Origin of the sequence: Virgibacillus sp., from assembly GCF_013393565.1 — a bacterium.
GTDB lineage: Bacteria > Bacillota > Bacilli > Bacillales > Amphibacillaceae > Virgibacillus > Virgibacillus dokdonensis.
In genome coordinates, this window is sequence record NZ_JABXHF010000056.1 from 1 (window position 1) to 12875 (window position 12875).

14 protein-coding genes and 1 riboswitch are annotated in these 12875 nt (G+C 37.3%); of the genes, 7 read left to right on the forward strand and 7 right to left on the reverse strand.

Annotated features, from left to right (window positions below; translation table 11 throughout):
* Positions 1-81: 81 nt before the first annotated feature.
* Positions 82-327: a hypothetical protein gene (locus HLX49_RS12315; protein WP_073013282.1), complete on the reverse strand. Its 246-nt coding sequence runs from the start codon at positions 325-327 to the stop codon at positions 82-84.
* A gap of 256 nt (positions 328-583) precedes the next feature.
* Here HLX49_RS12315 and HLX49_RS12320 point away from each other — a divergent pair, with 256 nt between their 5' ends.
* The 3 genes from HLX49_RS12320 (at position 584) to HLX49_RS12330 (ending at position 3188) form a co-directional block, all read left to right on the forward strand.
* Entirely contained in the window at positions 584-1300 is a 717-nt protein-coding gene (locus HLX49_RS12320) for a response regulator transcription factor (RefSeq protein WP_077702857.1), read from the forward strand.
* Positions 1278-2648, forward strand: a complete 1371-nt coding sequence (locus tag HLX49_RS12325; RefSeq protein ID WP_077702856.1) for a sensor histidine kinase — start codon at positions 1278-1280, stop codon at positions 2646-2648. Before HLX49_RS12320 ends, HLX49_RS12325 begins: the two co-directional genes overlap by 23 nt.
* Before the next feature lie 138 nt (positions 2649-2786).
* Positions 2787-3188: a DUF4064 domain-containing protein gene (locus tag HLX49_RS12330; protein WP_077702855.1), complete on the forward strand. Its 402-nt coding sequence runs from the start codon at positions 2787-2789 to the stop codon at positions 3186-3188.
* 123 nt (positions 3189-3311) lie between these two features.
* Here the strand turns inward: HLX49_RS12330 and HLX49_RS12335 are convergent, their stop codons facing one another.
* Positions 3312-4628 carry a S1C family serine protease gene (locus HLX49_RS12335; RefSeq protein WP_077702854.1) on the reverse strand — a complete coding sequence of 439 codons (1317 nt, stop codon included), beginning with the start codon at positions 4626-4628 and terminating at the stop codon, positions 3312-3314.
* A gap of 686 nt (positions 4629-5314) precedes the next feature.
* Here HLX49_RS12335 and HLX49_RS12340 point away from each other — a divergent pair.
* The 3 genes from HLX49_RS12340 to HLX49_RS12350 are packed head-to-tail and all read left to right on the forward strand — an operon-like array spanning position 5315 to position 7688.
* Entirely contained in the window at positions 5315-5569 is a 255-nt protein-coding gene (locus HLX49_RS12340) for a FeoA family protein (protein ID WP_176087287.1), read from the forward strand.
* On the forward strand, positions 5570-6301 hold the full coding sequence (locus HLX49_RS12345; RefSeq protein ID WP_101933588.1) for a FeoB small GTPase domain-containing protein: 732 nt from the start codon (positions 5570-5572) through the stop codon (positions 6299-6301).
* On the forward strand, positions 6291-7688 hold the full coding sequence (locus tag HLX49_RS12350) for a nucleoside recognition domain-containing protein (protein WP_296362218.1): 1398 nt from the start codon (positions 6291-6293) through the stop codon (positions 7686-7688). The genes HLX49_RS12345 and HLX49_RS12350 overlap by 11 nt, the downstream gene beginning before the upstream one ends.
* Positions 7689-7926: 238 nt before the next feature.
* On the opposite strand, the gene HLX49_RS12355 is transcribed toward HLX49_RS12350, so the two are convergent.
* The 5 genes from HLX49_RS12355 to HLX49_RS12375 form a co-directional block, all read right to left on the reverse strand.
* Complete coding sequence (locus tag HLX49_RS12355) at positions 7927-8946, reverse strand: ThiF family adenylyltransferase (protein WP_077702851.1); 1020 nt, start codon at positions 8944-8946, stop codon at positions 7927-7929.
* On the reverse strand, positions 8943-9707 hold the full coding sequence (locus HLX49_RS12360; protein ID WP_077702850.1) for a thiazole synthase: 765 nt from the start codon (positions 9705-9707) through the stop codon (positions 8943-8945). Before HLX49_RS12360 ends, HLX49_RS12355 begins: the two co-directional genes overlap by 4 nt.
* Positions 9708-9710: 3 nt before the next feature.
* Positions 9711-9914, reverse strand: a complete 204-nt coding sequence (gene thiS / locus HLX49_RS12365; protein ID WP_077702849.1) for a sulfur carrier protein ThiS — start codon at positions 9912-9914, stop codon at positions 9711-9713.
* 166 nt (positions 9915-10080) lie between these two features.
* Positions 10081-11190, reverse strand: a complete 1110-nt coding sequence (thiO, locus tag HLX49_RS12370; RefSeq protein ID WP_296362222.1) for a glycine oxidase ThiO — start codon at positions 11188-11190, stop codon at positions 10081-10083.
* Positions 11174-11785, reverse strand: coding sequence for a thiamine phosphate synthase (locus HLX49_RS12375; protein WP_176087286.1), 612 nt, complete (start codon positions 11783-11785; stop codon positions 11174-11176). Before HLX49_RS12375 ends, thiO begins: the two co-directional genes overlap by 17 nt.
* A gap of 181 nt (positions 11786-11966) precedes the next feature.
* Positions 11967-12077: riboswitch (TPP riboswitch) on the reverse strand.
* Between the two features lie 310 nt (positions 12078-12387).
* Between HLX49_RS12375 and HLX49_RS12380 the strand changes: the two genes are divergently transcribed.
* On the forward strand, positions 12388-12849 hold the full coding sequence (locus HLX49_RS12380; protein ID WP_077702846.1) for a DinB family protein: 462 nt from the start codon (positions 12388-12390) through the stop codon (positions 12847-12849).
* Positions 12850-12875: the final 26 nt, after the last annotated feature.

Genomic DNA, 12875 nt, shown 5'->3' on the forward strand with positions numbered 1-12875 from the left:
GAAGGTTTATTATCCATCCTAGTATTCCAAATCCTGCAAAATGAAGGCCATAGCCATTCATCATTACTACTCACCTCTTATCTATTCATTGTTTTTATCAAAACCATTTCCACCGCGATGCCGTCTTTCTAAGTCTCCGTTTCCGTGACAAAAGTTATACATTGCTTCATAATCCTCATCGGAGAAGTTTGGATGCATTTCTTCCATATACGGTCTCCTATCATTATAAAATTCTTGATTCTCTTCATTGGCATCAGCGAATGTATACGTTGCTGCACCACCTAAAATAATCGCTCCTGTTATAGCACCAATCATTAATTTTTTCATTATGCCCAACTCCTTTCTTTCATTATCTATATCATATCGCACGCATTTGTAGTTCTTATGGAGAACTTATGGAGAAGTTGTGAAGATGTGAATTCTACTGTGCTGGCATGATACTATAGGAATTACAAATAATAGATGTAAGTAGTTATTGTCTATGTCTAACTAGACAGCTTTAGTAAGCCTATTACATTCGTGAGATGAAAGCAGGTTACACTTTCTAGAATACAAGATGTGCAAAACAAGAGGGGGAAAAATAATGACACGCATATTAATTGTCGATGATGAAGAAATGATTCGTGAAGTTTTGCAAGCTTATTTTGAAAAAGAAGGTTGGAGTATTTTATTTGCCGCCAATGGATTAGAAGCGCTAAAACAAATAAAAGAAGGGAACCCAGATATTGTGCTTCTTGATTTAATGCTCCCCGATATTTCTGGAGAGGAAGTGTGCAGATTAACTAGAAAAGATAGTGATATGCCAATTATTATGCTTACTGCTAAGTCAGCAGAGGATGATATTATAAATGGAATTGTCATCGGTGCAGATGATTATGTTACCAAGCCTTTTAGCCCAAGAGAGGTTGTTGTGCGAGCTAAAGCTTTACTGCGCCGAATCTCTAAGACGGAAAAAAATGACCAACTCCGTTTTAACGACGGGCAACTAATTATTGACCATTTAAAAAAGGAAGTAAAAGTCAATAATGAAGTTGTCGCACTTACACCGAATGAATATAAGCTATTAATAACAATGTCTAGTTATCCTGGAAGGGTATATAGCAGAGGGGATTTGCTCGTAAAAATTCAAGAAGAGGATGATCTTTTTTTTGAAGGATATGAGCGAAGTATTGATACACACATAAAAAATTTACGAAAAAAAATCGAACAGGATTCTAGACATCCTGATTATATATTAACGGTTTTTGGAATGGGGTATAAGTTTGGGGGCAAACCAGATGAAGCTAACACTCCGCACTAAAATTTTTATTTATTTATTAATTGTTTCCTTATGCGGTGTTTTTTTAACGAGTTTTTCCATATTTTTCGGGGTAGAAAATCAATTTTCTAGCTATTTACAAATAAGTAGAGAAGAAAAAACGTCATTTGTAGAGGAAGAGATCATTCGAACGTATCAGCAAACCGGAAGCTTAGTAAGTGAACAAGCAAACAGCATGCTTCATGACCAAGCAATGACAGAGAATTTGTTTTATACTATTTATGATCGGGCTGGTAATGCTGTTGCAGACTCAACAAGAATGCAGCACATGATGAGGGGAATGGGCATGCATCAACAAGCAGAAAAAGTTGATTACGAAACAAGTTCTCACCCTATTGAAGTAGACGGAGAAAAGGTTGGCACGATGGAAGTGGTGTATCCAGTAGAACTCGTTGGTGAGGACTTTACTTTCTTAAAATCGATTCAAAAAAACATACTAATTGCGGTAATCGCTATTATATTGTTATCGATTTTATTTAGTTTTTTGTTTTCTAGAAGGTTAAGTGCTGGTTTTACGCGGTTATCAACAGCTGTACAGCAATTAAAAAAACATAAACGAGTAGACGTGCCTGTAAAAGATTTAAGTATTGAAATGAAACAGCTTGGGGAGTCATTTAATGAATTAGCTAATTCCTTGGCGAAAGAGGAACAACTAAGAAAGCAATTTACCGCTGATTTTGCACATGAACTTAGAACACCATTAGCAACCTTACGTAGTCAATTGGAAGCTTATCAAGACGGTATTTGGGAACCAACTCCTGAACGATTGCAAAAAAGCCACCATGAACTTATGCGCTTAGTGCGACTCGTCAATGAATTGGAAACGTTAATTGCAGTGGAAAACCCACAAAAGAAATTGAACATGTCTACTTTAGATGCAGGGGAACTTCTTCGTTTTATGGATAGTCAATTTCAGCCGGCTTTTCATAAAAAAGGGGTTGTATTAAGGAGCTACTTTCCAAACAAAGAAATCCATTTTCGTGCAGATGAAGACCGAGTTACACAAATTTTAACAAACCTTATGAACAATGCATTGCAGTATACTCCAACAGGAAAGACAGTGAAAATTTTTACAGAAGAGAAGGAAGATTGCATCTGTTTTATGGTTATGGATGAGGGAATAGGTATTAAAAAGGAAGATATTCCATTTTTGTTTGAACGCTTTTATCGTGGAGATAAGTCAAGGGCGACCAAGACTGGCGGTATAGGAATCGGGCTTTCCATTGTGAAAGCACTTGTAGACGCTCATCACGGAACCATAGATTTTAATAGTGAAGTTGGGGAAGGTACAACCGTGACCGTTTGCTTTCCGAAAAAAGGGAAACATTAAATTCGCAACCCTAATAACGTTTGGCACACTTACAACGAGGTCATGTTCGTTTTGTATCGTATAAAGAAAAATGAAACAATTCGTGCTGTTTTTACGTAACATAATAAAACCATTGATTAGACTGAGGAGGTAACAAGCGTGAATCGAACAGTTGAAAAGATTTTAGGCATTGTCGGATTTTTAATGGACGGTGCTTTAGCTATTTTTGGGATCGTTGGCATTTTGCTTTTAAACAGTGGTATCGACCTGCTTGAAGGTTCTATTGATCCGGCTGATTTTGGAATGCTTTCAGACCTTGGTTCCTTCTTATCTATCTTTATTTGGATTCCTATTATTGGTGCTCTGATAAGCTTTACTTTAGGATTGATTGGTGTATTACAGTTGAAGCGAAACCCTAAAACTGCCGGCGGATTTTTTATTGCAGCAGCTGTTCTAAGTGGCTGGCTTTTATTATCAGGAATTTTATTTCAATCTTTGTTATATCTCGCCGCCGCAATTATGTGTTTTGTAAGAAAACCAACAAAAACGATAGAAAATTAAAAGTAAACTATCATTAGGAAATGAATGGATAGGGTTTGTCTCTTATAACATGACACCTCACTGCCTCTAGTCTTAGACAGACTTAGGCCAAGTCTGTCTAAGACAAAAAGATTACAAATGAAATTATTGCTGACTAGATTCGTTATCTTCTTCTGACGAGTCTTCTTGAGGTTCTTTTGGTTTCTCTGGTTCTTCTGGTTTCTTCGGTCCATCTGTAGGTTTAGTTGAATTCTCGTCATAATTTGTTTGATCGTCACCACCGTCTGAAGGACCCTCACCAGCGCCTTTATTTGTTTCATTATCCTTCTTTTGTTCCGGAGTCGAATTTTGGTTTATATCATTGGTGCCATTTTGCGTATTATTGTCCCGGTTTTGCCATCCATTATTAGCTGGTGGCGTATAAGCAGGTGCTTGCCACGTTTGCTGTCCCCTATGATTAGAAGTATTATTTTCGGCGGCATTTGTTACACTGCCTTCTCCCTTACTAGTAGATTCACTTTCTTGATTGGTGGCCGTTTCTTCTGGATATCGAGTCCCCCAAAAATCTCCAAAAAAATAGCCCCCATCTGCATCATAAAATTGTTCTGTAATTGTTGCTGCATTCATCGGTTCATCTATCCAACCGTCTATCATATCTGCAACCTCGTGTATAGGGACACTAAATTGTACAGCAATATCTTTGACATGGGCAATCGAATTAATAGCAATCATGCTACCAGTCTCGCCAGACAATAAAGGCCCACCACTATATCCCAGTAATAGCGTCTCTTCCAATTGATACGTATGTTCATATGTAAAATTTCCATAAGAAAAATGCCAGTCCACTTCGTTGACAACAGTAGGCGTTGTATTATTGTCTAAAACACGCTCGCTTCCCATAGCAATAACTTCATCCCCTGCAGATAAACCTTTTTCCCTCTCGATTGGTGCTGGTTGATCCCCTGCCAGTTCAGATACTTGAATCGCTGCCAGATTTGTTTCATTGGAATAGCCGATAACAGAGCCAGTAAATGCATCATGATTATTTCTAACTTGTACTTCCGTATGCCCTTCAACAAGATGTGCACTCGTTAATAAGATGCCTTGATCATTATATAAAAAAGCAGCACCTTCCCTTTCATTCGTCCTAACTGTATATACGTTTTTTTCAGCCATTTGAATCTTTTCTTCAACGGTTTTTTCATCATCTAAGTCATCGCTTTGTTTGTTCATTAATTCTGGATCATTGCGACTTGCAGCGTTAGCCGCTTTTGTATGCGTTTCTAGACGATTGCTAGCAGCATTACTTTCGATAAATAAATAAGTGCCTCCGCTCACAAGGAGCAAAAATGAAATGATGGCTGTTAACTTAAATGCTATTCCTCGCTTTAACGTTCTTCCACAATTTAAACAGAAACGCGTTCTTCTTTGTTTTTTCATTCCACACGTTGGGCAACGCATGATTAGCCTCCTTTCAAAACATTAGAAAATTTCACTTCACAGCAAATTTTATGGCAAATTGCCGTAGTTTTGTTTAGTCGATAAGACTTAAAATTCATCCTTTTTTCTACTATGGGAAGTATAAGAAAAAACGAAGATTTCGTCATAAAACTTGGGGAGTCAGCTAGCTTGCTGATAGTGACATAATATGCTTCTGTAATGTTCCCTTGCCGGTACTTCTTTTATCGTATAACTTTATAATAACGACATATTTTAAATAGTTAACAACTAATTATGTAGGTCTATTATACCATCATTTGGCATTTTGGAAATGGCAACAAGGTATGTTTTAACTTGAATGAATTAAAATGTAAGCCGATTATTTAGATATATACTCGTTTATAATACGGACTAACTTTTTTCCCCTGTGAATGCTCATTACTCCCCATTCATGTTACTCCTAATAGGAACTGTAAAATCCCCATAAAGTAAAAAAATCATGAAAGCCTCTTATTACAGTATTACAAAAAAACTGGACACATTGTTTGCGTTAAGGCAACTTTTTGAGTTATAATCATAATATATTTAGAGAGTAAACAAAATCAACATCCATATCAACAAAGCATATGTTATTAAAATATAGTTATGTATAACCTAAAGTTTCCCTAAACCAACTATTTAACTCACAACCAAAGGAGCGACATAATATGCTTGATAAAAAACCTATCTATCAATTTCAAATTGGTGATCGAATAGAAATTACATCTGTTGAACTACGAGATGATGTCATACGGCGTAGATTACTAGATTTAGGTTTTGTCCCAGGAGCCACCATTGAAATAGTACAGAAAAGTCCATTAGGAGATCCAATCGCTTTTAAAGTTTTTAACACGACGATCGCACTGCGGAAAGAAGAAAGTTCTTTTATCTACGCAAAGAAAGTTCATAAAGAGGTGGTATAAATGTCTCATACCATTGCTTTAGCAGGAAATCCAAACACAGGAAAAAGCACATTGTTTAACTTGCTTACTGGGTTAAAACAACACACAGGAAATTGGCCTGGAAAAACGGTATTACGGGCTGAAGGTGAACTAAAAACAGAGAAGCATGTATATAAGGTCATTGATTTACCTGGTACATATTCTCTTTACTCCAATTCAGCTGACGAAGAAGTAGCAAGAGATTACATTATTTTTGAAAAACCGGATATTGCACTCGTTGTAGTGGATGCTACTTCGTTAGAGCGAAATTTAAATATAGCATTACAAGTATTAGAAATGACTGATCGTGCCGTTCTATGTGTCAATCTAATTGATGAAGCAAGAAAAAGAGGCATCCATATTGATAAAGAAGCGTTATCTAAACAATTAGGTATTCCAGTTGTGTTAATATCAGCTAGAGAAAAAATTGGTATCATTCAACTACTAAAAACGATAGACCGAATGATTGAAGGTAAATTAATAACGAAAGGTTACAAAATTAAATATAGTCCAGAAATAGAAAAGAAAATAAAAGAACTCGAACCAGAAATCAAGCATATTTTTGGGGATATCTTTCCTGCGAGATGGATCGCTTTACGTATATTAGATGGAGATAAAAAATTATTAGAATCGCTAAAAGCGTATATACAAAACCAACAATTCAGTTCGGAAAAACATCCATCTGCACAAGGAGGCTGTTGTCATGGCGTATGAAACAAACCAACAAATACAGCAACTTGATGCATTGTTTGAAAAGTACAGTGATCAAGAAAATACGTTAAGAGATCATATCGTTTCAAGTATTTATCAATCTACACAAAGCATAACCCAGCATTCCATACAGCGTTCTAATAAAAAAACCACCTGGCTTGATGAAAATTTGGATAACATTTTAACATCACGTATTTATGGTTTTCCCATTATGCTTATGCTACTTGGATTAGTCATTTATTTAACGATTGTAGGGGCAAACTATCCAGGTATTGTTATAAGCCAGTTATTTGCTACAGTTGAAAATTGGCTTGCTTCATTATTCCAATGGGCTAACTCCCCAGATTGGTTGTATGGAATATTGGTAGAAGGATTTTACCGTGGTACTTCCTGGGTTGTTAGTGTAATGCTGCCACCAATGGCTATTTTCTTTCCAATGTTTGCTTTGCTAGAAAATTTCGGATATTTACCACGAGTAGCGTTTAATTTAGATCGTGTATTTAAAAAATCTGGTGCACATGGTAAACAATCGTTAACGATGGCAATGGGGTTCGGATGTAATGCTGCAGCGGTCATGTCTTCACGCATTATTGAGTCACCACGGGAACGCATGATAGCCATCTTGACAAACAACTTTGTCCCGTGTAATGGGCGCTGGCCAGTATTAATTCTCCTTGCAGGTTTATTTATGGCGGCTGGATTTCCAGGCGGTATGAATACGTTTGTTGCTGCGTCCGTTGTCGTAGGAATTGTATTGTTTGGCATTATCATGACTATCTTTGTTTCATGGGCTCTTTCCAAAACATTATTGCGCGGTGTGCCTTCACACTATACATTGGAACTGCCACCTTACAGAAAACCGAAAATATGGAATACGATTGTTCGAGCTACATTGGATAAGTCATGGTTTGTATTAAAAAGAGCCGTCATTATTGCTGCACCAGCATCCGTTATTACTTGGATTTTAGCGAATATTTTCGTTGGTGATCAAAGTGTTCTTGAACATTTTGCTGGGTTTTTAGACCCTTTTGCACAGGCGATTGGCTTGGATGGTTTTATTTTAACGGCATTTATTTTAGGCTTTCCTGCAAATGAAATCGTCCTGCCGATTCTTTTAATGGGATATCTTGCAACAGGATCGATGATCGAAGTGGATAACTTAAACGATTTAAAACAAATATTTCTTGACCATGGATGGACGTGGTTAACAGCGCTTAATATGATGCTATTTTCTTTATTGCATTATCCTTGTGGTACAACCATGTTCAACATTTGGAAAGAAACAAAAAGTGTAAAATGGACGTCGGCCGCCTTTATATTACCTACTACTATCGCCATTGTCGTCACATTCGTTATTGCACAAGTCGTAAAAGGCTTTGGCTGGGTATAGACTCTATACTTGTTCGATTATAGATTTCGATATAGACTTCTTTTAAAAAGGTTCACAGATCAAAACTGCCTATATATGTAGGCAGTTTTTTCCTTCATTTAAAGGTTGTTCTATATGAAACACAGCATTAATCCTGTTCATGCAAGTTGGCCAAAAATGATTCCATCTTTTTCCTGTCATCTCTTAAGTCGCATTCAATTATTCAATAACGAAGCAACAATGTCAGGGGGCTTATCTTTTAAGCTCCAATATAACGCTGATATAACTTTTTAGCTTGATCTACGTCACTTACTCCGTGAATTAATGTTCGACCATCTTTAAACACAACAAAACGGTTTTTTTTAATCGTAAAAATTAATAATTCCCCATTATCTTTCATCGAATCTGAAAACGGTTTTAACTGTTTCGCTAAGGAAGGAATAGACAATTTATTGGTTTGTGCAGGGCGTACTTGCACCGTGTCCCTTCCGCAAAGAACGGCTGTCTGTATTCCTTGTTGTTTCATTAAAAATGGGTACGTTGCCTTCGTTGAGCAAGACGGACAATGCGGATTGATTAACGAACTTACATTCACTGATACATGCTTTCGTTCCCAAACATCAAAATTAAGCAGTTCTTGCGACATTTCGTGTCCGGTTAAATATTTCAAGCATTCTGCCGTTTGATATGCCGCGGTAATTTGAACAGCCGGAGCAATCACTCCCACCGTATCACAGGTTCTCCCTTGCTGCGGAATTTGATCAATTAAACATTGTAGACAAGGCGATTTTCCAGGCATAATGGCTAAAACAATGCCATAACTCGTTAAACAACCTCCATATACCCAAGGTACACGCCATTTGGCACAAGCATCATTAATAATAAACCGCGTATTGAAATTATCCGTTCCATCAATTACAAAATCAGCATACTCCATGAGTGCTTCTGCGGTTTCGGCTGCAAATTCTTCAACAACCCCTTCAATCCTAATGGATCCGTTAATTGCTTGTAACCGCCTAGATGCCGCTTTAGCTTTCGTATGAGCGTGCGCTGCATCTTCTTCTGTAAACAACTGTTGTCTACTTAAATTACTCCACTCCACATAATCGCGGTCAATGATGGTGATTTTCCCAACACCAGCACGAGCTAACATTTCCCCATTTGCACTTCCTAATGCACCAGCTCCAACAATAACGACATGCTTATTAGCTAGTTTTTGTTGGCCCTCTGTTCCAATTGGAGCAAATAACTCTTGTCGTGAATAACGCTGTTTTATCATTCTATCATCGCCGTATCTGGACTACTTTTGGTTGCATATGTTTTTTTCGGTATTCTTCCTGCTTCATAACTTAATCGCCCTGATTCAACCGCAAGTTTCATCGCCTTTGCCATTTTAACCGGATCATCCGCTCCAGATACAGCCGTATTTAATAATATTCCGTCAGCGCCTAATTCCATGGCATAACTAGCATCACTTGCTGCTCCAATCCCCGCATCAACAATAACAGGAACATTCGATTGCTCAATAATAAATTGCAAATTTAGCGGATTTATTACTCCTTGCCCAGAGCCAATTGGAGAAGCGCCAGGCATGATTGCGTGTACACCAGCTTCTTCTAACTGTCTTGCTAATACGACATCATCCGATGTGTACGTTAAAACGGTAAAACCTTCCTCAAGTAACAGCTTAGATGCTTTCATTGTTTCAAATGGGTCTGGTAATAATGTTTTATCACATCCAATTATCTCTACCTTAATCATATCACAGAGTTCAGATGCTTTTGCTAAACGTGCGATCCGCACTGCTTCTTCTGCCGTTTTAGCTCCAGCTGTATTCGGCAATAAGGTATATTTCTTTAAATCTAATTCTTCCAATAAATTTGGTTCTTTTGTGTCAAAAATATTCATTCTTCTAACAGCAAAGGTTAGAATTTCTGCTTTTGATATATTTACGGCTTCTTTTTGTACTTGGAAACTTGGATATTTTCCCGTACCTAACAATAATCTAGATGCAAATGTTCGCTCTCCGATTTGTAACATTGGTTAACCTCCTCCTACAAAATGAACAATTTCAATTCTATCTCCGTCTTCCAAAATCGTCTGTGGATAATCTTTTTTGCCAATAATTTCTTTATTTTTTTCTACTGCTGCTACTTTTTCTTGTATGTCATAAGCTTCCAACAAATCAAGCATTGTCATCGTCTCTTTGGCAAAATGCAATGTCTCTCCATTCACATGCAGTTCCATACCATATCCTCCTCTCTTTTTTAACAATATAGAAAACGATAAAGCTATGGAATCATCATTCTAGCAAAATGTAGACTCCCCATAAAAAAACTTGACCAGAAGCTAGTTTTTTATAAAATACATCTTCGCCTTAATAGTGCGTATCTTCGGAAATATTTTTCTGGTTTTAGCTATTAACCATCGCTAAACGCTGGGGAGACACTAGGTTTTCTATAACTTTTTGGTTTTGATTCATTATTAGGTCACCAATTAATTGCGCAGTAGCAGGCGCCAACAATACCCCATTTCGATAATGCCCAGTAGCATAATAAAGACCTGGTAAGGAAGGATGCTCTCCAATAACAGGTATCCCATCTTCTGTTCCAGGTCGCACACCTGTTAAAAAAGAATCTATCCTAGCATTTCGAAAAGATGGAAAAATAGTATTAAAATGTGTTAGCAAAGATTCAATTCCTCCCACAGAAACATAGGACGATTGATTATAGCGTTCGGAAGTTGCGCCAATAACATAGCGACCATCTCGTTTTGGTACAAGGTAAAAATCCTTACAAAAGAGTGTCTGTTTTAACTGAATACCGCTAGAAATAACTGATAAACATTCCCCCTTTACTGGTATCATTGGATTAACTAGCCCCATTGCTGTAAACCATCGCCCACTCTCAGCCCCTGTGGCAATTACTACGCGCTCAGCTGTTATCAAACCTTCATCTGTATCCAAGTGAAAAGTTTTGGCTACGTGGTTTATGTTCCACACATGGCAATCCTCTCTCACCTTGCCACCTTTTGCGATAGCCCCCTGTTTAAAAGCTTCACAAACTCGTGAGGGTTCCACATGCCCATCCGTCTCCATGTAAATGCCAGCAATCGCTTCTTTACCTAACGTGGGAAACCATGCTTTCAGTTGCCTTGGGTCCACCCATTCTAAATTCGGGAAAGCTTGTCGCTTTAATTCCATTGCTTGTTTTTCCTGTTCATAAAAAGCAAGCTCCACCATGCCTCCAGAAGCTAACTGAATATCGATAGATGTTAGTTGATACAATTCCCAATTTAATTCCTGATACATATCTCTACTAGATTGACAAAATTTATAAAACTCATTTGCATTACTATTCTCCGTATGTACACCTAACATTCCGGCGGCTGCATTTGTCGCCTTTCTTCCACTTTGCTGTTTTTCAACAACAAGGGTAGTTACATTATTTTTATTTAAGTGATACGAAATAGCATGACCAATAATTCCACCGCCAACAACGACAACTTCATAATGATCCTTCAATTTTCTCTACCTCCTTACGTAGGCTCATAGCAGCTGTCTTTGGACAAGATGCACTAAAAATCCCCGACATGACAGCAACACCTGTTACCCCAATATCTTTAAAGTCGGATACTCTATCTCCTGTAATCCCACCAATTGCAATGACTGGAATTGTAATTGCATGAATGATCTGTTCCAATTGGTATAATCCTCTTGGTTTTATACCTGGTTTACTATCTGTTTGATAAATATGTCCAAACATCACATAGTCAGCCCCATTATTTTCAGCATATTTTGCCGCTTCCAAAGAGTGAACAGAACGCCCCACTCTTAAAGAGGGAAATAAGCGCTTTATCTCCCCTATATTTGTGCAGTATTCAGGCATATGCAATTGATTTACTCCCGTTAAAAACGGAATTTTAACATGCGTATGAACACAAAGTACTTCTTTTGGAGCACCGCTGTTTATTAATTCCTGCACAAATTGCGAATATTCAAATCTCGATTTCTGTTTTTCTCTTAAAATGATGTGATCTACGAAAGGAGCAATTGCTAGTATTGTATTGATTAATTTTGTCTCTTCCGTTTCTCCATTCGTTACCGCATATAATTGCATTAGGTCCCCTCCCATTCGTTTAAACAGTTTTATGGAGAAATTGAAGTCTTTTTATACAACACATCTTGACATGAAAAGCGAATGCTTTTCATGAAAGGTAGAACAAAAAATGTCACTTTCTCCAACATCGGAAAAAGTGACATGTATGCACATATATAGAAGTAAGACTATGTACAGTAAAATAGCCTTACAGTCACTTTCCTCCGCTGGTTTGTTAGCCAGTTCAGGTTCAAAGAGTCCCAACGTTGTACGTTGATCTCAGCCATTAAAAATGGCACCCCTAGCGATTTCAAATATTCATCATTTTTATTATCTTCTACCTTACAGCACATAAAACCATATGTCCAGCAATTTCCTTCCATTACCTTTAAGGTACATAAAACTTCTGTTCAAGACTGGAAACATGTCTAATAACTCTAAGTGTCAAATCCTCGAGCTACTATTTAGTATTATATTTCTACTAAATTCACTTTAGGGATTAACAATGAAATCAATGTAAAAAATTAAAACAATATTTCTTATACATATATAGGTATAAAACTATTCATCTTGTAACTTCTCTGTTATACTAATCTCAAATTGAGCAATTAGGGGGATGAAAAATGAGTAAAGATTTAATTGAACAATTTGCGTTGAATCGTAACATGCTGTTTATGGAGCTAGATAAACTAGATGAATCACTAATTGACGAACAATTAGACGAACTAAATAATACGGTACATTGGCATATCGGACATATTTTAACTGTCGCGGAGCAATTTCTATTTGGTTTCCCAAACCAAACAAAGCATTTACCAGAGGAATTTATTTCTCTATTTGGAAACGGTACAAAACCTGCTGATTGGCCAGAAAATGTCCCATCCCTTGCAGAATTAAGAGAAAAACTGCAAGAACAAATGGAGCGTGCTATGAAACTGGACACGGAATATTTTGCTATCCCATTGGAAAAACCTTTTCTAGGGCAAGATACAATCGGCGGACTAGCAAAAGTTGCTACATTCCATGAAGCCCATCATACTGGTCAGTTACATACGATTCATTTAATCGCTGCAAAAAGAAAATAACTTGCACTTGTAGGGGGATTAGGGAG